Source organism: Acinetobacter sp. T63 (assembly GCF_053852345.1).
In genome coordinates this window covers 1223387-1243978 of the sequence record NZ_CM132659.1, presented here as the reverse complement: position 1 = coordinate 1243978, position 20592 = coordinate 1223387, and the positions used below count along the sequence as shown (strand labels likewise).

Below are 20592 nucleotides of genomic sequence, written 5' to 3'. Positions count from 1 at the left end.
GAATTAAGTTTTAAAAATCTTATACAACCTGAATGATTTGAAGGATGACAATCACATTACAAAGTTGTCATCTTTAAAATGAGTCTGAACAAAATGTGTATTCTAATTATCGAAGATGAAGCGAAGATCGCCTCATATCTGGTTAAAGGGTTAAATGAATCTGGCTATGAGGCACAATGCGTCCATTCAGGACTAGAAGGTTTGGAAAAGTTAAAGATGCATGCATATAGCCTAGTCATATTAGATGTAATGTTGCCCGATATTGATGGCTGGGCAGTCCTGAAAGTCTTGCGACAATTTTCCCAAATTCCGGTCATTTTTCTTACAGCAAAAGATCAGGTGATTGATCGGGTCAAAGGTTTGGAACTGGGCGCCGATGATTATCTGGCCAAGCCTTTTTCTTATATTGAATTACTGGCCCGAATTAAAAGTCTACTTAGGCGCCAGCAGTATGCACAGGAAAACCAATTAGAAATTGCCAATCCGAAATTGGATTTGATCCATCATAAAGTCTGGCGTAACGAGCAGTCGATAGAACTCAGTAGAAAAGAATTCAACCTTTTGCGCTTTCTGCTGCGCCATCCGAATGAAATTATTACGCGCAGGCAAATAGCTTCTGAAGTCTGGCAGATCAATTTTGATACCGATACCAATTTTATTGATGTAGCGGTAAGGCGTTTACGTAGTAAAATTGATGAGGGACATGATATAAAGTTAATTCATACTGTTCGCGGTTTGGGCTATAAAATTTCGGCAGAGAAATAATGTTGAAACCGATTCGTTCGCTAGAACTCCGATTAACACTCTTGGTTACAGGGTGTGCTGCAATGGTCTTGTGCGGTGTAGCATTTATGACCTATCTGGGTATCAACCAGATTTTAATTGCTCAGCAAGATAGGGCTTTGATTGAGCGAATTGAGCGACTGGAAATATTACTACAAGACAGTAGCAATATTGAACAGATTATCGCTCGCCCGAAGCTGTATCAAAACATGTTGGGAAATCAGGATAATTTGTTTTTATTGATTCAGGGTGATCAGGCGCTGATCAGCATTAATCCTCTTGGCATTCCTCTACCTGAATTTACCCATCAGCCCCAAATTCAATTCCAAGATTTATCGGCGCATGCTTATCCCACCCGCATTGCCTGGAAAACTATTCAAATTAATCGCCAGCCGTATCTGTTAATTGCAGGCAAACAGTGGTCTGAACGTTTAGGCATCATTGCACCTTTTCAAAAAAGCCTTGTCATTTATGTTTTCACAGGTATCTTGGCGATTTTCATCCTTTGTGCTATTGCTAGCCATCTGGGATTAAAAGTATTAAGAACCCTGCGAGAACAAACCCATGCGATAAATATTCAGCAACTTGAACAGCGACTCAATCTGCCCTATCCCCCTCAAGAGATTGCACAACTAGCCTCCGATATCAATGCCATGCTCGACCGTATTGAGCTGGGATATAGCCAGCTGAATCGTTTTTCAGAAGACATTGCGCATGAATTTAGAACACCATTGAATAATTTAATAGGACAAACCGAAATTTTACTCATGAGTGAACGCAGTCCCGTACAATATCAGGAAGTGCTGATTTCCAACCTAGAGGACTATCAACGCTTAAAAAGAATGATTGACAGCATGTTATTTCTGGCACGTGCAGATGCGCAGAAGGTTTGCTTAAACAGACAAAAAATCCAACTTCAATCCTTTATAGAAAATATCTTCAGCATTTTTGAGTATCAAGCCGAAGAACAACACTGCAATTTTGTTTTAAAGCTTGAGGCAACTGAGCTATTGGCAGATCCAGAACAGTTACAACAAGCTCTGTATAATCTGCTCTCCAATGCCCTGATTCATGGCGGCAAGCACCGGACTATTTATGTGCATAGCTATCGAAAGATCATCAACAAACTGCCTATGATTGCGCTATCGGTCGTGACCAGTGGTTTAGAAATTGCCCCGGAACATTTGCCGCATATCTTTGAGCGATTTTATCAATGCAGTTCCAGTAGACAAAGTTATCATCAAACAGGTGGTTTGGGACTATCCATTGTGGCATCTATTATGACGCTTCATCAAGGGATGTATCAGGCGATTAATAGCGCAGAAGGTATATGCTTTGAACTGCTTTTCCCAGATACGTGATTCACATTCACACTGAGCTTATATCATTTTTTGGAATCACTCTGAATTCTCCCATCCACCAAATTAATGGTTCGATCACAGGTTGCCGATAATCTAGGATCATGAGTCACCAATAATACTGCACAGCCATGTTCGCGATGAACTTTACGAAATAATTCAAACATTTCCGCAGCAGTTTGAGTATCAAGATTACCTGTCGGTTCATCGGCCAACAATAGTGCAGGCTGAGTAATCAGTGCACGTGCAATCGCTATGCGTTGCTGTTGCCCTCCAGAAAGCTCATTGGGTTTACGGTCAGCGAACTTATCTAACCCTACAGCGGCCAATAATTCATGGGCATATTGCAACGCAGATTGATCTGGCTTACCTTGCTTCAGCATTAATGGCATAAGCACATTATTTAAGGCAGTAAAGGCCTGTATAAGATGATGGAATTGAAACACAAAACCTATACTGTTGCCACGTAATGCTGTCCGAGCCATATCATCCATACGACTTGTTGCCTGACCCAACAAGTACAACTCACCACAGCTAGGCTGATCTAATAAGCCAAGAATATTCAGTAAAGTACTTTTGCCTGAACCAGAAGGACCAATTAATGCAGCAAAGTCATTCCGTTGAATACACAGGTCAATTCCATGTAATACCTCCACTTCATTAGGTTGCCCAACATTATAGGACTTTCGCAATGCTTCTAAACGTAGTACTTCCTCAGATGAATCAGACATGACGAATTGCCTCCACAGGATCGAGTGCAGCAGCCCGACGGGATGGTATTGCAGCAGCCAAAACTCCCGTTAAAGTCGCCAAGAATAATGCTGACAAGATAAGCTTGATTGAAATCGAAATATAAAACAAACCGGGACCAAACTGATTAAATCCCCAAATTAGACAATAACTGACAACACTACCAAGCATCGAACCAAGCAGACCAAAAATTGCTCCCTGAAATAAGAAAACTCTTAAAATTTGCGTTTGTGTAGCCCCAGTTGCACGTAAAATACCGATTTCCCGAGTCCGTTGCACCACACTCACCGACATCACACTGGCAATTCCAAAAGCGACTGAAATCCCTACAAAAACAATAATCATGTTGGTCGAAAGACTTTGAGCGGTAATCGCATTCATTAATTGAGCATTGGTTTCAATCCAGCTTTCTGCTTTTAATCCAGCCAGGCGTCCAACTTGTGAGGCAATTTGCTCCGCCTGAAAAATATCTTGGATCGTCAGATCAATCACTGTGACCCCACCAGGCAAATTAAGTAAAGATTGCGCCTGTTTCAAATCCAGATAGACATAGCGCGCATCCAATTCACGCACGCCCAGTTCAAATATTCCAGAGATATTCACCACTGCATTTTTCTGTTGCCCAGTATCTAATCTTAATTTGCTCCCGACTTGCACACCCAAATCTTTGGCTAATTGACGCCCAATTAATACATTATCCGCACTGACCCGTAATTCACCACTCACCATATATTGCTTCAACGGAATAATCTGTTGATAACGTTCAAGGTTAATACCAACCAATGCAACAGATTGAATTGCATCTCCGCGCTGTACAAATGCAGGACCAGAGACCACAGGAGAAACCGCAGTCAACACCGGTAAATGATCTAAAGTCCCAGTAATCTGCTGCCAATTATTAATAGAACGTAAGCGTTGTGCACGCTGATCTTCTAGTAACAACTGAAGTGTTCCTGCTGCTGGTGGCACAATATGATTCACCTCATCTGGTGAGAGCAAACGAATATGCGCTTGTGTCCCTAAAGTCCTTTCTACAATATTCGATTGTAAACCCTGAATTAAGGCGCTAATGAACACAATGACCGCTACCCCCACCGCGACGCCAATGGTAATCATCATCGACTGTGTGCGACCCTCTCGCAAAAAACTGATTGCGATGGTCCACTCGGTCCAAAGTCGCCTAAAAAAGTTTTTCAATCGAATTTCACCGGTAATTCATTTTTGCTATTTTTCTGATCCGTTTGACTCTGGAAAACACGTTTAGTTTTCTCTATTCGGACACGAGTTCCATCTTTAAGCACTGATTCTGCATCGGTAAGGACGTGATCACCTTCTTTCACTCCAGCTACAACTTCAGACATAACCAAACCACGTAAACCCAGTGTGATAGGATGACGTTGAATTTTTCTATCTCTTACTAAAATAACCATAGCCTTGTTGCCACTTATACTGCTTAAAGCATCATTTGGAATGACCAAGGTTCGCTCGCGCTTGTTAGTTTCAACATTTACCGATACCGTCATGTCTTGACGCAGAAAACCTGGGACTGGATCAACTGTTAATCGGACGTCTACTGTGCCACGTTGAGCATCAATACTTGGAGCAATAAAATTAATATGGGCAGGAAAAGATTGATTTGGATAGGCATCTGCAATCACTGCGGCTTTTTGTTGTAAAGCCAGCAGTGGTAAATTTCGTTCATCAAATGGCACTCGTATTTCAGTCGCACCGTCCAGTGCAATAGTGAAGAGAGTCTGACTCGGTTGTACCAGATCCCCTGGCTCAACATTACGCGTTAAAATAATACCTGAAACTTCTGCACGAATTTTGGTCTTGGCAAGTTGCGCTTGTAGTGCAGCGAGTCGTTCGCGTAATTTTGTCTCTTCAACTTTATTTGGGGCAAGTGAAGCAACTTTTAATCGAGCTGATTCCAAATTATTACGGGCGAGTCTTTCTGCCTCTATCGATTTCTCCCTTTCCTCTGCTGATAATATTCCTGATTCGGTATTTCGTCTGCGTAACGCCTCTCTTTGAGCCTGTTCTAATTGTACTTTGGCATTCGCTAAATCAACTTCTGCTTGCGGGCGTCTAGTGGTTTCGAGTTCTTTTAATTCAGCTTCTGCCTGCCGCACTTGCGCTGAAATTTCATCAGATTTCAGTACTAAAAGAATATCCCCTCGAGAGACCCGATCTCCCTCTTGAACCAATCGCTCAAGAACAACCCCTGTAATTTCACTACCAATCTGAGTCCGAGATACTTTCTCTACCCGTCCTGAAGCGACAACTGTTTGAATCAATGGACTAGATACGACTTCATAACTAGGCAGCAATGGTCCTTGCCACCAGCGATATGTAGCAAAACTGACAGCTAAAACCAGTAGTATGATCATGATCCAAGGCTTATAGTGGGTAACAAGCAATTCCATTCTCCAAGCCAGATTAAAAGAAAGTTTTTTAATCGAATAATTAATTCTTAGTTAAATATATATGAAAATGGCTTTGTTGCATAAACATTCAACAGCTAATTTCCCCCTAATATATTCAAATTTAAGTAACAACTTGGGTGTGAGGTCTTCGTTTTTTCACAAGATATGCGATGAATGTCTGATTATTTGTAGTCATAAATTTAGTCCCCACCTGTTTTTAAGTGGGGACTAAATTAAGGCTTATAGTATGAATTCATAGATTTGACTTTCATCAAGAAAAGTTTTTATTTTGAACCGTACCGGGTTTGTCGGAGACTTTTTTATTTAAGTTAGGCCACCTGACCTAACGTGTTAATCTTATCAGGCTTTGTTGCATAAATATGTAAGCATCTGATTTAAATAAATTTAATTTTGGATCAAAAAATAATCAAAACCTTTAAAATCATATAGTTATAAAATCTTTGTGCAACAAAGCCCAAGTAAATTTCAACCACTTCATCAGCACTAAGGCCTGTTCAGCGATCTGACTTTTCCCAGTCACATGTAGATCATGGAATTTACGACGCGCATGTGCCATGCAGCCCACCTCTTTTAAAGCATTGGCCAAAGGTTCCAGTTCCACACCGCAGCGACCAATCCAGTCAGATAAGGTCTTTCTCTTGTTTCTAGAAAGACCATGCTATCAGACCATATTAGAACTTTACTAAGTCACCTTTTAATGCCACCCCTGCTAATGCCGTACCTTTCGCACATTGGTAAGTCGTGGTGCTACGTGTTTCATTGGACTTATAGAAACTCACCAGATTGGTCACCGCATTGGCGCCTTTGGCTTTGGCTGTATTTTGAAATTGAATCAATGCCGAACGAAGTACATGATCACATGAACTTTCCGCAGATTTGGCAAAACCATTGGTCTTTTTATTGGTCACTAAGCCTTTTTCAATCACCTTACCGCCCGACTTGGTTCCCGCCAAATAAAATTTTACTGAACCATCCAAAACCCCATCAGCAACAGCACGGCTTACAGCTTCTTGGAAATTGAAATCATGCATTTGGTCAGCTGCATGTGCTGATGTAAATGCAGCTAGCCCCAGAATAGCTGTGAAGCCAAATTGCTTAATATTCATAGTAATTGCTCTCTTATTTAATTTAACGTTTTTGAAAGTTGTGTAAATACCGAATTATCTAAACGTGCCTTCCATGCCATCGCATTTTTATGAATTTTATTACCACGTTGATCGAGATTACGGCTACCTGTAATTTGTGAACTGACTTGATTACCTGAGATGAGATAGGTTACTTGTAAATAATGGCTACGACGGGTTAAACCCGCAACTACCTTTGTCTGATCTGCCTGTTCAACTACCCAACCAGTGCGCGCATTTTGCCCAACACCAAGTCGAATATTGTTCACAATATCAGCCGCAGTCGCATATTTTGCTGTCATTAATTGCCGCTGCGGATAATCAGAAATTTTTACAGTACTACAAGCTGTTAATCCCAGCATACTCACTGCTGATAAGATATATAGTGTTTTTTTAAACCCCATTTTTTACCCTCTGTTTCAGTTATGGTCTATATTATTTTTGAAAATTAATGATGTATTAATGCCACCAAAGGCAAAATTATTCGTCATAATAATTTTTGCTGACATCGGGCGAATATCACCACAAATATAATCTAATTCCGCACACGCAGGGTCAATGTTATCTAAGTTTAAAGTTGGCACCAATTGGTTGCGTCGCATCATTTCAATACTGAGCCATGCTTCAATGGCGCCACACGCCCCAAGTGTATGCCCAAAATAACTTTTTAATGAGCTAATCGGTTTTTTGCCTAAGATCCGCGCAGTCGCTTGTGATTCAGCAATATCCCCCTGATCGGTCGAGGTACCATGCGCATTAACATAATCAATATCTTCGGCTGTAAGCTGTGCATCTTTGAGTGCCAACTGCATACAACGGCCCATCATTTCAGAATCAGGTCGGGTCACATGCTGACCATCGGTATTGCTGCCATACCCCACAATCTCGGCATAAATGGTCGCCCCACGTGCTTGCGCATGTTCATACTCTTCTAAAATCAAACAACCTGCGCCTTCACCCACCACCAAACCATCTCGGCTTGCATCAAATGGACGTGGGGTTTTCTCTGGATGGTCATTTTGCACACTGGTCGCCAATAGCACATCGAACACGGCTGAACCCGCTGCACTGAGCTCTTCTGCCCCGCCTGCAATCATCACAGTTTGCTTGCCATATTTGATTGCTTCATAAGCCTGACCAATCGCCATGGAACCCGAAGTACAGGCACTTGAGGTCGGCAGCGTTAAACCTTTTAGCCCAAAATACACCGTCATATTGACTGCACTGGTATGCGACATCATACGAATATAGGTTGTCGCATTCAGTTGGCTCATATTGTGCTCAATCAACATGGCACCAAACTCACGCACAGCATCCACACTGCCCGCAGAGGAACCAAAGGCCACACCTGCATCACCACTTTTTAAGATATCCGCATGCAGTAAACCTGCATCTTCCAATGCCTTTTCAGCACATACTGTAGACATTAAAGCAACACGCCCCATGCCACGGGTCACTTTACGGTTAAAATGCTTCGGTACAGTAAATGACTCCACTGGGCCAGCCAACTTACTGCGTAAATCAGGATAAATTTCCCAGTCAGGCATATAGCGAATACCGCTTTTGCCTTGTGCAAACTGCTCAAAAATTTGTTCTGCGGTTTCACCCAAAGAGGTAATCCCAGACATGCCTGTTACGACAACACGTTTCATTAGATCAAGCCTCCATTGACTGAAATCACTTGACGAGTGATATAACTGGCATCATCACTACATAAAAACTTCACCGCTTTTGCGACTTCTTCTACCTGTCCCATGCGTTGCATCGGGATCATTTTCAAGGCGTGTTCTTTAACTTCTTCGTTCACCATTTCGGTTTCAATCAAGCCCGGAGCAACACAGTTCACCGTAATTTTGCGTTTGGCCAATTCCAGTGCCAATGCTTTAGTCGCTCCAATCAAGCCTGCTTTGGCAGCGCTATAGTTCACCTGACCACGATTCCCCATGATTCCAGATACTGAAGACAAGGTCACAATACGTCCGCCCTTTTTCAAGCGAATCATCGGCATCATCAGGGGTTTCAGCACATTATAAAAACCGTTCAGAGAGGTCGATACCACATCATCCCAATCTTCATCGGTCAATGCTGGGAAAGCACCATCACGGGTTAGTCCTGCATTCAACACAGCGCCGTAAAAAGCACCATGCTGGGCTATATCTTGCTCCAAAATGGCAGCAATCTTTTCACGCTCATTCACATCGAACATCAGTACATGACTCGCCTGTCCAAGCGCTTGGATCTCCTGAGCCACTGCTTCGGCCTCAGACTGTCTTGAGCGGGCATGGACCGTGACATCAAAGCCTGCCTTTGCCAACTCTAAAGCGATCGCTTTACCTATTCCACGACTCGAACCCGTGACTAAAACTCTTCTGTTCACACTAATTTTCCAATGATTTCATTCATATTTTCAGGCTCAAATACGCTCAACATAGCGCTGAACCGATGTTCTTGATATTCAATTTCACAATTAAACTGCCCCAAACCTTCGTGCAGATAACTTTGTTCGACCCGAATCTGCACGGTTGTACCCAAACTAAAATAGGCACAGGGTAACTGCATTTTACGCGTTCCCAATAAAAAGCCAATTTTCGGTGGCCAACCCTTGGTTTGCCCTTTATAGCCTGCATAGGCACTAATGGTCTGCGCCATCAGCTCAATACTGCTCCATGTGGGCAAGCCATTTGGCTCACAAAACATCAAATCAGCTGTGATATGAAGTTCTGCAATCGCAAATGTATCATTGGCTTCAATCAAATGACTCACGAAAACCATCGGTTTCGCATGTGGAATAAACTGTACTGCGTCCATCATGACAAAACCGTCCCGAAAATTAAACTGATGTTGCTCCCACCAAAAGCAAAAGAATTACTCATCGCATAGCGAATCGGTGCAGCTAAATGCGGTGTAAACACATAATTTTGCCCAGCCAAAGCATCGTCCAATTCACCTGCATGATGCAGCGGCAACCAAGATTGATCTAATAAAACCTGCTGGCAAATAAAGGCTTCGATTGCACCCGCCGCCCCCAGACAATGTCCCGTTTTATGTTTGGTGCTACTAAGTGCAACTGGATAATCTGCAAAAACAGTCTGCACCGCCTTAATCTCCATCACATCATTTTGCGGTGTAGAAGTCCCATGCAAATTTAAATACCCAATATCGCCTGCTTCAAGCTGTGCCATATCTAAAGCTTTTTGCATCGCCTCCGCAGCCCCTCGTCCTTCTGGATGCGGTGCTGAAATATGCCATGCATCCATTGACTCACCACTCGACAGCAACATCACAGCTGCAGGTGCTTTGGACAGTAAAAATAGTCCTGCAGCTTCGCCAATATTGATGCCGTCACGGTTGGCACCACAGGGCTGACAAATTCCGCTCGATAAGCTTTCTAAACTATCAAAACCATTTAAAGTCAGCTTGCACAAGGTATCGACTCCACCGACTAAGACAGCATCGGCCAGATCTGCATTCAGCAGACGTTGCCCCGCCGCCAGCGCTTTAGCTGCCGAGGAGCAAGCGGTAGAAATGGTATAGGCAGGCCCTTCCCAGCCCAAATACTGTTGTAAGGCTTTCGCTAAACTGCCCATTTCTTGCTTTTGGTGCTGTACAGACTGCGGTACAGACTGTTGAAACTGGACTTTTAAGACAGGCTCATTATCTGCGATGCCTGAGGTTGACGTGCCGATAATCACAGCAAGACGTTGTTTAGCAAACTGTGCTGTATAAGCATGAATTTCAGTTTCAATGTGCGCCAAAGCCGTCAGGGCAAAGCGTAGATTCCGTGAATCTGCACTGCTCAAGCTTTCAGGCACTGCTTGAACCAAGGCTTGATCCGATGCACCGACCCAGACCGAACGCCCCGCGATCAAATCCTCTCGTTGTGACAAAGTATTTTCTGTGCTTGTTAAGGCATGCTGAAGCTCAGTGGCATTTTGCCCCAAAGCCGACAGCGCCACACTGAACTGAATACCCATGGCTGAAACATGCTGTAGATTTTTAGTCATGATGGTCACCTTGATCATCTTCTAAAGTATTGCTCACCGTGCTGATCACCATTTGATAAGGCACTTGCAGATTATCCAGTTCAATTGCTCCTTCATTTTGCTGAATTTTCAACACGGGTTGCTGCTGTATATAAATGGTATCGTCTTTCTGCACGACAGCATTTTGAGCAGTATGTAAGGCAGCAAAATTTGGATAAGTGGCATACAGAATATCACGCACCACATAATCAAAAGGCAACCGTTTCATTGGATCAATCCGCTGTTCAACTTCGACCTTTTGACCATCAAAACTGAGTTTAAACAACTGTTGCCCTGTGAGGCTGAGCGCTAACATATCAAGCGACTGCCCCCGTTGTTGCTGATACAGTAAAAAGCTGAAACTCTGGGTTTTCCACTGCACTTCGATTTGATCTTGACGTTGATAATTTTGCGCAGCCCACTGCGGGGTCGCGAGTCCCTGCGCCTTGGGAATCCAGCTTTGGCAGGCACTACAGAGCAGAGCACTGGCTAAAACCCAACTGACGGTTTTCAAACGCAGCTTAAGTTTCATCAGTCAACGACTCTTTTTGCGGTTGTTCTTCTCGGCAATATTCGGCCAAAGTGCTCAAGCGTTGCTTGGCATTACGATGAATCGGGTTGCTTGCATCCCACGCATAACCTGCCAGTAAGGAAGCAATCATACGGCGGATTTTTTCATCCTGATGAGTGGAGAACACCACATCCTGAAACTCCCCCGAATACCATGACTCGACATAGGCACGAAATACTTGAATGCCTTTACGTAGTGGCTTTTCATATTGCTCCATCCAGTCTACTGCCTGACCTTGCAGCACTTGCTCGACCAATGGTACGGCTAGACTGGACGATTTCAAAGCAATAGTCACTCCCGAAGAAAAGACAGGATCAAGGAACTCACCGGCATTGCCCAGTAGTGCATAGTTGTTGGAAGCCAAATGTTTCACATCGGCAGAGTAGCCCACCAAAGTACGGACAGAAGTATCATGTTTGGCGTGACGCAGTACATGTGACAAACTGGCATCATCGGCTAAAATACGTTTCTGCAAGGCCTCAAGGTCATAATCTGCACTGCCGTCATAACCATATTTTTCAAAGAAATCTTGCTCCGCCACGATGCCAAATGAAGAGCGCCCATCAGCAAAGGGAATCAGCCAATACCACGCACGATGATCTTTTTCATGCACAGTAATTAAAATTTTCTCACGGTCAAACTCAGGGTCATCCAACAAACCATCTTCAATATGGGTAAAGACTGCACGGCGCACAGGAAAGTCCGACGGGCTTTCTAAGTCGAGAAACTTCGGCAAAATACGGCCAAAACCACTGGCATCTAACAGGAACTTGCCTTGAATTTGGTAGCTGTTGCCTTGCTCATCTTTGACCGTCAAAATCGGCTGTGTGGATGTGACATCGACGGCCAAGACTTCATGGCCAAAACGGATGTCCGCGCCCATTTTTTCGGCTTGCTGTGCCAAAAGCTGGTCAAAGTTGGCACGTCGGACCTGCCATGTAGTGCCTGGGCCTTCACTAAATTTTTGGGTAAAGTCATAAAAACTACGCTGTCTGCCTCTTAAAAAAGCCGCGCCATTTTTAAACTGAAAGGCATATTCGTCGGCATGTGCACGCACCGTTTCCAATAAACCCGCTTCTTCTAAAAACACCATACACTGCGGCAATAAAGACTCGCCGATGGAAAAACGCGGAAAATATTGCTTTTCAATGACCGTGACTTGGTAACCTTTTTGGCGCAACAAAGCTGCAGCCGAGCTGCCTGATGGTCCCGCCCCAATAATTAAAACATCTGTCTGTTGCATGGTGCTCATTGCACTGTACCCTTTGACTCAGCTCTTTGGCTGATATTGTTGAACCACCACATGTTTTGCATCGGAGGATGTAAAAAGTGTGGCATAAATAAATGAAAAAATAACGCCCAGCAACACTGTTAAGCCAAAACTGTGAATGGCATAGGTATGACTAAAGGACAGCAAACCAAAACCAAAGAACGTCGACATCATGCACAGGAATAAAGCCATCCCCACCACCTGCGGATGATCATGTCCGTGGCGGTAGAAAATCGCATAGTCCACCCCAATCCCAATGATTAGGAAGGTACCCATAATGCTGAATAAATTAATCTCGACACCCAGCCATGCTTGAATCGCAAACGTGGTCATTAAGGCCATGCTGACAGGCAACACCAAAGGCAGAATGGATTTTTTGCCATATAGTGTCCCTAAGCCAATGGCTAAAATCACCAAAGCGCTGAGTAATAGCCACTGTGCCTGCTCACGGTGCTGTTTAAACAATTCAGACAGTTGATGAACGGGACGTAACAGTTGTACATCAGCATTCTCAAGCTGCTGTACGGCTTTGACATTATGCACATTTTGCAGCATCACCAAACGTTGTGTCGGACTCATCTGCAGAAAATGCAGAGGATGATCTTTAATGACTGCTTCGGTCAACAACGGTTGGTCTTTTAAATGGGCTTGCCAGTTTAAAACATCCGCTGCGTTGAGCTGTAGCGCTTGCGCATATTTCACTAAAGCTGGCTTGGGAATCGCCTGCAACATCGCGATATTGTGCTTCTGCTGCTCAAGCGAGGGAATCCACTGCCCTAAAGCTTGTACAGCATCCAACTTGCCAGCCTGTTGTAAGGGCGCAAGCTCTGCCAGTAGTTGCTGTTCGCGCTGCTCCAACTCTGCTGGGGTTCTGCCCTGTACCACAAAGTATTCACTGCTTTGCTGTTGCATAAAACGCGAACGAATATATTGATCTTCCTGCTTTAAGGTGGCATCCATACTTTGTAAATTACGGATGTCATCATTGCTTTTCAGCAAGGCGAGACTACTACCCATCACCAGTAGAATCAGTGCAATCATGCCATAACGCAGCGTATTTCGACTCTGCACATAACTGCGTGCTTTGCCAATAAAGCCCAAAGCACGTATCGCAGGTTCCGCATTCAGCGCAGGCAAACGTGGCAACAATAAAATACTGGTCACCCATGCGGCGCTCAGTCCAACCATGGAAAAGACCGCAATCTGCTTAAAACCCGGAAATGGGGTAAAACTCAGCACTACATAAGCCAACAATGTAGTCATCAAACCCACAAATAGGCTTGGCAATAATGGTTTTAAAACTGCAAATCCATCCACCTGTCGGTGCTGAGACTGCATGGCCATAAAGTAAAATGAAAAATCGACACAAACCCCTATCAGACTGGCGCCAAAGACCAGTGTCATCAGGTGAATTTCACCGAAAACCCAATACGTCACCGCAAAGGCCACCAGACTGCCGGTACCTACTGCAACCATTTCCGTCAGCATCGGGCGTATCGAACGGAAGCCAAACCAGACCAGTAGTAATATTCCGATGGTCGAACCCACGCCAATAGTCGAGATTTCCTCTTTGGCAGAATTGGTGCCAAACTGTGCAAACAATAACGTGCCTGTCCAGTGCGGTTTAACCTGCAACTGGTTGAGCTGCCGATTGATATTCTGAATAAATGCAGCAGTCTGCTCTTGGTAGGCAATGTTATAGGGACTGCTATTGAGCTGAAGCACCATCAGGCGCGAGATGCCCTGCTCATCACGAATGGTCGCAAAGCCCTGCTCTAAATTGATATCGGCATTATTTTGTAAGGCACTTAAACCCACTGCATAACGGGGAAACAGCAGCAAGGGATCTTGCTTGAGAATTTCAGCCGTGATTGGCATGCCCGGACTCATCAGTTGTAATAAGCCTTGCTCTGTCAGTGCGACATCATCCTGCTCCTGCACAATCTGTTGATCTGTCTTGGATAACAACCCCGCCTTATGTTGATACAGCGCTTGGGCAAATTGATCAGGATCAAGCTGCGGACGAACGGGTAAAAACAGCTGACTTTGGTCGGCTTGGGTTTTGAGTACTTGCGTTGCCTGTTCTAATTGCTGATCTGTTTTGGCATCCAACACCACAAAAACTTTGTCATTTAACTGCCGACTGACATATTGCTGTGCTTGTTCCAGATGAGCATCTTGATGGGCCTCAGGCAACAAAGCAAAAATATTGGTCTCAATCTTAATACCTTTATTCAGCCAAGCCACGCCCAGTGCCAAAGCAATGACACACAACAGCAACAACCACAGGGCGCTAAATTTATTTTGCCAATTGGAAAAGCGCATTTTCCGCAGCCGTTAAAGTTTGAGGTTGAGCCGTTTGCTGGCTAAAACGAATGATGGTGCGATTATTGGCTTGTTCCAAAATCGTAATACGGTCCACATAACGCTGACCTTGCGCATCGACTTGGACAAAAAGCTTTTTAAATAGACTGCTTTTCGGCGTTAAGCTGACATTCCACTGCGTCGGACTGTAATTGGCAGACACCACGTTAAAGTTTTTAGCGAGTGCCGCTTCATTGCCCGACATCAACTGCAAAAACATCGTCGCTACAGAGCCATAAGGAGTCTTATCGACTTCAATTTGACTGGACGTGCGCTGCGTCTTTTGTACCAGCTTACGCGGTGTCACCACCAAATCGGCTTTGACTGGACTTTGAATCTGCCACAGCACCCCTTGGTTTTTGCTGAACAGCACCGTGCCTTTGGACACATAGGTTTTATTCAGAGCGGCCAGTTTTTTCTGCTGCTCAAATTGGGCACGCACCACAGGCGTTGCACCGAGCTGAGCAAACACCTGTTTCAATTCAGTATTTTGTGCATTCACTGCGGGAGCAAGCACAGTCATCATACTGGCTGTACACGCAACCAAAATCGGCTTAAAAAATTTGTATCGAATCATGCTTGCATTACTCCGCTTTAAATTCAGGCCATGCATTTAAACAGTCCAGCAACACCTGTGGTGACTGGAAGCACATTTCACGTTTTTCAATATGTACCGCCACTTGCGAGGTATAACCCTTGGTCAGCTTTCTGCCTGAAACTGCATCGAAAATCAGATATTCGATTTTTAAGCGATTTTCCCATTCTTTCAAAACGGCGCGCACACGAATTTTTTGCTCAAACTCAATGCCTTGTACATAACGCACATGACTTTCAATCACTGGCCATGCATAGCCCGAGTCACGCATTTGGTTATAGTTATAGTGAAATTGATCCAGCAATTTGCAGCGTGCAATTTCAAAATATTTTAAATAATGCCCGTGCCACACCACATTCATGGTGTCGACATCATGAAAAGGCACTTCAATAATTACATCAGCATGCATGCTCATTTCCTATGAATATTGAACAGCAATGCTGTCTAACAGTTCTAAATCCTCAAAGCGATGAACCAATGCCTGAAGCTCTTGTTGCAAAGGACGATCTTCCACTACATAGGTGAAGCTCTGAAGCACCCAGTGTTGAAATGCTGTTAAAACAGGGCTGAGTTCTGTATCTACCCCTTTGAGTTTGACCGCCTGAACCGCTGCACAGCTGAGTGCCGCAATCACTTGTTCAGTCAGGGTAATCACTCGACTGGCATCACGCGCAGCAATGGTACCCATACTGACTTTGTCTTGATTATGACATTCGGTTGAGCGTGAGAAAATCGACGCAGCGAGGGTTTGTTTCAAGGCTTCTGCTGTCCATGCCGAAACCCCAATTTGCACCGCTTTAAAGCCATGATTCAACGGCAAACGCTCAGGGCTTGAACCGGTTAAATTGCGCGGCAAACCATTGTTCATTTTATAGTCGACCAACTGCGCAAACTGACGATCCATCAAGTCAGCAATATTCGCGATCATAATTTTCAGGCTGTCCATGGCTTGGGCAATATGTCCGCCATAGAAATGTCCACCATGCAGTACCCGCAGGTTCACTGGGTCAATCAATGGGTTGTCGTTACTTGAATTCAGCTCATTTTCAATAAACTGACGCAGCCAGACTTTAGAATCTTCAAATACCCCAATCACATGCGGCGCACAGCGCAATGAATAACGGTCTTGCAGACGTGAACTTTGGTGTTCGGTTTGTACTTCACTGTTTAACCAGTCGCGTAACTGCGCTGCAATATGTTGCTGTCCTGGATGTGGTTTCTGCGCAAATAGGACTTCATCAAAATGGCTTGGATTCCCTTCTAAAGCCAAGACATTCAGGGCAGTAATCAAAGTACTGGCAAAAGAAATCTGTTCGGCCTTTTTATAATTCAGGCAGGCAATCGCGGTCATAACCGCTGTACCATTCATCAGGGCTAAGCCTTCTTTAGGACGCATCACCAAAGGCTGTATACCTTTTTCGGCATACACTTGTGCAATCGGCACAATCTGGTCTTGATAGTACACATCACGCTCACCGACCAAGGCCCCAGCGATATAAGACAAAGGGGTCAAGTCACCACTGGCACCGACCGAACCCTCCGATGGAATCACCGGAATCACATCTTCATTCAGCATCCAGACCAACCGCTGCAACAAGGCATGCGAGACACCCGAATAGCCGCGTGCCAAAGAACATAAACGGACCACCACGACAGCACGTGCGGTAATTAAGTCTAAGTTTTGCCCCATGCCGCAGCCATGAAAACGCGACAAATGCAGCGGCAGCTCATGCACTTGGTGGGCTGGAATTTCAATCAAGCACGAGTCTCCATAACCCGTGGTCACGCCATAAATGACGCCTTCGTCTTGCAACAGCTGATCGAGGAAATCTGCACCGCGTTGAATTAATGCTGTCCATTCAGCAGAGTTAGGCAATACCACCTGTTTTTCTTTACGCGCTACAGCCAAAACATCTTCAATACTGAGCGGAGTTTCCCCAACAATTAACACAAGACTTATCCTTTATTCCAAAAATTATAAAAATTAAACCATTGATAGGGCGCTCGTATGCAATGCTGTTCCAACAGTTGCACATACTGTCTTGTGGTCTGTTGCATGGCCTGTAAACGCTCTTTACGCGGCCAGTTCAACTGCTCCGCCACTTGATGAATATGCACTTCAAAATGTGTATCAACTCGATAGCAAAACACTGCCAACACAGGAGCTTTCAATAAGCTAGCCAAGATCCAAGCGCCTTGCGGCCACAGCGCTTGCTCTCCTAAAAAAGCAACCGATTGTACACGATCTGACTGCACGGGTACGCGGTCTGCTGCCACAATCACCCATTCACCTTGATCCAACTTATCCTGTAAAATCATTGCTGTTTCAATTCCCAACTCATCCACCGAAACCAAATTAACATCGGCATGTTCATTCAGTTTTTTTAAAAATGCATTGAACTTGGTAGCATGTTTTTGATAAACCAACACATTAATTTTCTGCGGATGCTCTGCTTTGACGGCGCGCAGCAATTCAATATTGCCAAAGTGTGACACCACTATCACCACACCTTTTTGATAGTGCGAACGAAAGTGCGCATGACCATGCAGCTTTAAGTTCTGCTCAGGAATGTGCCCGAGCCAGCCCTCAATTTTATCTAAAATACATTCACCAAATTGCATCAAATGCGTATAGCTGTGCCACAGCTGCGGCTCAGCCTGAAACGGCGACTGCGCACCTGCAAAATGATGCAATTTTTTTAAGTACAACAGTGAAGCCTGACGCGCAGTATTGGAAAAGAGCCAGTACCATAAAATCACAAAGTATAAGATGACTCGGCACAGCCAACGCCCACCCAAACGGTAGAAACCCAGCATCAGCATTAGCGGTAACATCCCGCCCCGTTCTTTCACGGCGCTCCATTTCTGCATATATTTCTCTGACCGCCTTAACCTTTGACTTTCTGATAAATCAGTTTGGGGAACCGCAGCAGCATGCCACCCAACAAGCGGCTGTGCGCGCGCGCCATGCCCAAATTGTCACGCCACACATCAAAATGTGAAATACCACCTTCAGGATAAATCACATGCGTGGGCAGATTAATAAACGGCACATTGTCCCATTTCAAACGCACTAAAATTTCCGAGTCAAAGCCCATCCGCGGTTGAAACTTGGCAGTGTTTAGAATGTTCACTGTCTGCGCTAGAGGATAGACACGAAAGCCACACATGCTGTCTTTAATCTCAAAAGACAGACTGTTAATCCACACCCAAATATGCGTTGCATAACGGCCATAGAGACGTTTTTTGGGAACAGTCGCATCAAAGATCGGCTGACCAATAATCATGGCTTCGGGGTGCTGGATAGAGGTGTCTAAAAAGCGTTGCACATCCTGCCAGTCATGTTGTCCATCGGCATCGAGTTGCAAGGCATGGCTATAACCGCATTGAAAGGCATGATTGAGCCCCGTGATCACCGCCTGCCCTTTCCCTTGATTGTGGGTATGTTCAACCAAATCGACCCTTGGATAGTCCTGCGTAAGCTGATGTAATACCGCCGTACAATCGGCATCACTGCCATCATTCACCATAATGATGGGTAACTCAAAAGCGCTTAAATGTGACAGTAACGCAGCCAAATAATGTGGATGGTTATACACAGGAATCACAAAGCAGTGTTTCATTTTTTCTCTCGGCTTAAACGTCTGAAGGGATAGCAAACAGCAAACGTCCTGATGCCAATATTTTGTCATGATTTTTCAGCTCAAAACTGACCTTATGCGCTTTACGGCTGAGCACCAGTTCCACCGTATGATAGGGTTGGATCAGTCCTTGAAATTTTAATTGCTCAAAACCATTGCACCACAGTAAATCCACCCAATTTTGTTTGGCAAAATGCTGGATAAAACCAATTTGCCCTACGCCCGGATAAATCGGAAAGTTCGGAAAATGCCCTTTAAAGCATTCCAGCTCAGGCACAAACTCCAAAGCATAACTGATCTGCATATCCTGAGACTGCTGTGTCAATACCACAGGCAAGGTCATCGGCAGAAAGAGTGATTTTAAATACTGTTTATTCAGCTTCGATTGTGCATTTTGTGGCATTTGCGTTAAGAACCGCCACTGCCGCGGAATCGCGATACTTTCCAGCTTCTGTTGTAATTGTTTTTTCAGCTGTGCGGTAAAGGCAGCTTTGCCCTTTTCGATAAGCAGCACCCTTGCATCCACTGTCAGCACCGCTACCACCGCCAAAATCTGACGCTGTTCTTTTTCATGAATTAAAACATGGCACTGCTGTATTTCTGCCAACTCAGCGATTTTCACTTCAATCGCATCGAGACTTAACCGCTTTTCTTCGAGTTTGACAATACGGTCCAAACGCCCCAATAGTTGGAATGGACTTTTGGGATTATTTGCATCCACGACCTGCACTTTATCTCCAGTCAAAATCCAATCCATGCTAAAGGCATGATTGGTTTTAACGGCTAACTCTTGTTGCTCGGCGCAGTTAATTTCGACATTGGCAAAGGGAGTCCATAGCGCATCATCTGCCTGACGGTGAGCAATCCCGCCTGTTTCAGAACTACCAAACACTTCGGTAATGGGACGGTTCAGCAAAGGACGCACGCCTGCATCCAACTTTCCACCAGAGGAATAGACCCGATGGCAGTCTTGCAACACTACATCTGTGGTCCAGCGCTTCAACAATGCAGGACTTGAAATGAGGTAATTGGGCAGTTGCAAATGGGCAATTTTCTTTTGAAGATCAACCACATCTTCAGGGAAAGCCAATTGTTTCTGATAGAAACTGCGTCCACTGGCTAAAGGCCACAACAACTTAAACAGCAAACCATAAATATGTTGATGGCTCACCGTAGCAATCGCGATCGCCTGCTCAGGCAAATCAAAACTGGCTTCTAAGCCACAGACTTCATTGAACAATTGTTGCAAGGTGCGCGGAATCTTTTTCGGCTGCCCTGTTGAGCCCGAAGTATAAAAATACAGCTGTGCCTGATTGAGAAAGGTAGCATCAAATTGAAGCTCAAAAGTTGGCGTGGCTGTCGATGGCAAACGTTGTAAAAAATAAATCTGCTGTTCAGCCAATTCTTTTTCTAAGTCACTGACCCGATGCGGCGGCAACAGCACTTGCTTACCTGCTTGTAAGGCTGCAAACAACAATACTAAAAACTCATAACTGTCTTCTTGCCAAAGCGCCCATACTGGCTGTTCCAACTGCTGAATTTGCGTAGCCTGTAAAGCTACATCCAACCAAAAAGTGTGAAAGGAAACAAAACTTGAGTCCGCATGAATACACAAGGGACGCGATGAATGGAGATGGTGTTGAAAATGACAAGACATAAAATTTGTT

20 protein-coding genes and 1 pseudogene are annotated in these 20592 nt (G+C 44.6%); 2 read left to right on the top strand and 19 right to left on the bottom strand.

Going from position 1 to position 20592, the window contains the following annotated elements:
- The first annotated feature begins 93 nt into the window (after window positions 1-93).
- Entirely contained in the window at window positions 94-765 is a 672-nt protein-coding gene (locus ACVLR6_RS06030) for a heavy metal response regulator transcription factor (RefSeq protein WP_455996164.1), read from the top strand.
- Window positions 762-2144 (top strand): heavy metal sensor histidine kinase, encoded by a 1383-nt coding sequence (locus ACVLR6_RS06025; RefSeq protein ID WP_155756615.1) that lies wholly within the window; start codon window positions 762-764, stop codon window positions 2142-2144. The genes ACVLR6_RS06030 and ACVLR6_RS06025 overlap by 4 nt, the downstream gene beginning before the upstream one ends.
- Window positions 2145-2167: 23 nt before the next feature.
- On the opposite strand, the gene ACVLR6_RS06020 is transcribed toward ACVLR6_RS06025, so the two are convergent.
- The 19 genes and pseudogenes from ACVLR6_RS06020 to ACVLR6_RS05930 form a co-directional block, all read right to left on the bottom strand.
- Window positions 2168-2872, bottom strand: coding sequence for an ABC transporter ATP-binding protein (locus ACVLR6_RS06020; RefSeq protein ID WP_078194313.1), 705 nt, complete (start codon window positions 2870-2872; stop codon window positions 2168-2170).
- Window positions 2865-4088, bottom strand: coding sequence for an ABC transporter permease (locus tag ACVLR6_RS06015; protein WP_078194314.1), 1224 nt, complete (start codon window positions 4086-4088; stop codon window positions 2865-2867). Before ACVLR6_RS06015 ends, ACVLR6_RS06020 begins: the two co-directional genes overlap by 8 nt.
- Window positions 4085-5317, bottom strand: a complete 1233-nt coding sequence (locus tag ACVLR6_RS06010; RefSeq protein ID WP_171502409.1) for an efflux RND transporter periplasmic adaptor subunit — start codon at window positions 5315-5317, stop codon at window positions 4085-4087. The genes ACVLR6_RS06015 and ACVLR6_RS06010 overlap by 4 nt, the downstream gene beginning before the upstream one ends.
- Window positions 5318-5777: 460 nt before the next feature.
- Window positions 5778-5975, bottom strand: a pseudogene (locus tag ACVLR6_RS06005) (IS66 family transposase); the annotation flags it as partial.
- A gap of 34 nt (window positions 5976-6009) precedes the next feature.
- On the bottom strand, window positions 6010-6444 hold the full coding sequence (locus tag ACVLR6_RS06000; protein WP_005090826.1) for a hypothetical protein: 435 nt from the start codon (window positions 6442-6444) through the stop codon (window positions 6010-6012).
- Window positions 6445-6461: 17 nt separating this feature from the next.
- Entirely contained in the window at window positions 6462-6866 is a 405-nt protein-coding gene (locus ACVLR6_RS05995; RefSeq protein WP_070154006.1) for a hypothetical protein, read from the bottom strand.
- 15 nt (window positions 6867-6881) lie between these two features.
- On the bottom strand, window positions 6882-8114 hold the full coding sequence (locus ACVLR6_RS05990; protein ID WP_411687113.1) for a beta-ketoacyl-ACP synthase: 1233 nt from the start codon (window positions 8112-8114) through the stop codon (window positions 6882-6884).
- Window positions 8114-8839 carry a 3-ketoacyl-ACP reductase FabG2 gene (locus ACVLR6_RS05985; RefSeq protein ID WP_168400312.1) on the bottom strand — a complete coding sequence of 242 codons (726 nt, stop codon included), beginning with the start codon at window positions 8837-8839 and terminating at the stop codon, window positions 8114-8116. Before ACVLR6_RS05985 ends, ACVLR6_RS05990 begins: the two co-directional genes overlap by 1 nt.
- Window positions 8836-9273: an ApeP family dehydratase gene (locus ACVLR6_RS05980; protein WP_068909341.1), complete on the bottom strand. Its 438-nt coding sequence runs from the start codon at window positions 9271-9273 to the stop codon at window positions 8836-8838. Before ACVLR6_RS05980 ends, ACVLR6_RS05985 begins: the two co-directional genes overlap by 4 nt.
- Complete coding sequence (locus ACVLR6_RS05975) at window positions 9270-10466, bottom strand: beta-ketoacyl-[acyl-carrier-protein] synthase family protein (protein WP_168369540.1); 1197 nt, start codon at window positions 10464-10466, stop codon at window positions 9270-9272. Before ACVLR6_RS05975 ends, ACVLR6_RS05980 begins: the two co-directional genes overlap by 4 nt.
- The gene (locus tag ACVLR6_RS05970; protein ID WP_168369541.1) at window positions 10459-11016 is read right to left on the bottom strand and encodes a DUF3261 domain-containing protein; all 558 of its coding nucleotides are present in this window, start codon (window positions 11014-11016) and stop codon (window positions 10459-10461) included. The genes ACVLR6_RS05975 and ACVLR6_RS05970 overlap by 8 nt, the downstream gene beginning before the upstream one ends.
- Window positions 11006-12307 (bottom strand): NAD(P)/FAD-dependent oxidoreductase, encoded by a 1302-nt coding sequence (locus tag ACVLR6_RS05965; RefSeq protein ID WP_168369542.1) that lies wholly within the window; start codon window positions 12305-12307, stop codon window positions 11006-11008. Before ACVLR6_RS05965 ends, ACVLR6_RS05970 begins: the two co-directional genes overlap by 11 nt.
- An 18-nt stretch (window positions 12308-12325) precedes the next feature.
- The gene (locus ACVLR6_RS05960) at window positions 12326-14650 is read right to left on the bottom strand and encodes an MMPL family transporter (RefSeq protein ID WP_455996022.1); all 2325 of its coding nucleotides are present in this window, start codon (window positions 14648-14650) and stop codon (window positions 12326-12328) included.
- Complete coding sequence (locus ACVLR6_RS05955; RefSeq protein WP_168369544.1) at window positions 14625-15266, bottom strand: LolA family protein; 642 nt, start codon at window positions 15264-15266, stop codon at window positions 14625-14627. The genes ACVLR6_RS05960 and ACVLR6_RS05955 overlap by 26 nt, the downstream gene beginning before the upstream one ends.
- 7 nt (window positions 15267-15273) lie before the next feature.
- The gene (locus ACVLR6_RS05950) at window positions 15274-15693 is read right to left on the bottom strand and encodes an acyl-CoA thioesterase (protein WP_005012597.1); all 420 of its coding nucleotides are present in this window, start codon (window positions 15691-15693) and stop codon (window positions 15274-15276) included.
- A gap of 9 nt (window positions 15694-15702) precedes the next feature.
- Window positions 15703-17235 carry an HAL/PAL/TAL family ammonia-lyase gene (locus ACVLR6_RS05945; RefSeq protein WP_455996020.1) on the bottom strand — a complete coding sequence of 511 codons (1533 nt, stop codon included), beginning with the start codon at window positions 17233-17235 and terminating at the stop codon, window positions 15703-15705.
- 5 nt (window positions 17236-17240) lie between these two features.
- Window positions 17241-18155, bottom strand: a complete 915-nt coding sequence (locus tag ACVLR6_RS05940; protein WP_127799709.1) for an LpxL/LpxP family acyltransferase — start codon at window positions 18153-18155, stop codon at window positions 17241-17243.
- A gap of 17 nt (window positions 18156-18172) precedes the next feature.
- The gene (locus tag ACVLR6_RS05935) at window positions 18173-18907 is read right to left on the bottom strand and encodes a glycosyltransferase family 2 protein (RefSeq protein WP_168382270.1); all 735 of its coding nucleotides are present in this window, start codon (window positions 18905-18907) and stop codon (window positions 18173-18175) included.
- 13 nt (window positions 18908-18920) lie between these two features.
- Complete coding sequence (locus ACVLR6_RS05930; protein ID WP_131261655.1) at window positions 18921-20582, bottom strand: AMP-binding protein; 1662 nt, start codon at window positions 20580-20582, stop codon at window positions 18921-18923.
- Between the last annotated feature and the right edge of the window lie 10 nt (window positions 20583-20592).

What these genes read in the sequence shown, in the direction of transcription:
- ACVLR6_RS05990 (WP_411687113.1), bottom strand. Translation starts at nt 8,114, where the DNA reads ATGAAACGTGTTGTCGTAACAGGCATGTCTGGGATTACCTCTTTGGGT.
- ACVLR6_RS05970 (WP_168369541.1), bottom strand. Translation starts at nt 11,016, where the DNA reads ATGAAACTTAAGCTGCGTTTGAAAACCGTCAGTTGGGTTTTAGCCAGT.
- ACVLR6_RS05940 (WP_127799709.1), bottom strand. Translation starts at nt 18,155, where the DNA reads ATGCAGAAATGGAGCGCCGTGAAAGAACGGGGCGGGATGTTACCGCTA.
- ACVLR6_RS05995 (WP_070154006.1), bottom strand. Translation starts at nt 6,866, where the DNA reads ATGGGGTTTAAAAAAACACTATATATCTTATCAGCAGTGAGTATGCTG.
- ACVLR6_RS05965 (WP_168369542.1), bottom strand. Translation starts at nt 12,307, where the DNA reads ATGAGCACCATGCAACAGACAGATGTTTTAATTATTGGGGCGGGACCA.
- ACVLR6_RS05980 (WP_068909341.1), bottom strand. Translation starts at nt 9,273, where the DNA reads ATGATGGACGCAGTACAGTTTATTCCACATGCGAAACCGATGGTTTTC.
- ACVLR6_RS06020 (WP_078194313.1), bottom strand. Translation starts at nt 2,872, where the DNA reads ATGTCTGATTCATCTGAGGAAGTACTACGTTTAGAAGCATTGCGAAAG.
- ACVLR6_RS05960 (WP_455996022.1), bottom strand. Translation starts at nt 14,650, where the DNA reads ATGCGCTTTTCCAATTGGCAAAATAAATTTAGCGCCCTGTGGTTGTTG.
- ACVLR6_RS06010 (WP_171502409.1), bottom strand. Translation starts at nt 5,317, where the DNA reads ATGGAATTGCTTGTTACCCACTATAAGCCTTGGATCATGATCATACTA.
- ACVLR6_RS05955 (WP_168369544.1), bottom strand. Translation starts at nt 15,266, where the DNA reads ATGATTCGATACAAATTTTTTAAGCCGATTTTGGTTGCGTGTACAGCC.
- ACVLR6_RS05930 (WP_131261655.1), bottom strand. Translation starts at nt 20,582, where the DNA reads ATGTCTTGTCATTTTCAACACCATCTCCATTCATCGCGTCCCTTGTGT.
- ACVLR6_RS05935 (WP_168382270.1), bottom strand. Translation starts at nt 18,907, where the DNA reads ATGAAACACTGCTTTGTGATTCCTGTGTATAACCATCCACATTATTTG.
- ACVLR6_RS05950 (WP_005012597.1), bottom strand. Translation starts at nt 15,693, where the DNA reads ATGCATGCTGATGTAATTATTGAAGTGCCTTTTCATGATGTCGACACC.
- ACVLR6_RS06030 (WP_455996164.1), top strand. Translation starts at nt 94, where the DNA reads ATGTGTATTCTAATTATCGAAGATGAAGCGAAGATCGCCTCATATCTG.
- ACVLR6_RS06000 (WP_005090826.1), bottom strand. Translation starts at nt 6,444, where the DNA reads ATGAATATTAAGCAATTTGGCTTCACAGCTATTCTGGGGCTAGCTGCA.
- ACVLR6_RS05975 (WP_168369540.1), bottom strand. Translation starts at nt 10,466, where the DNA reads ATGACTAAAAATCTACAGCATGTTTCAGCCATGGGTATTCAGTTCAGT.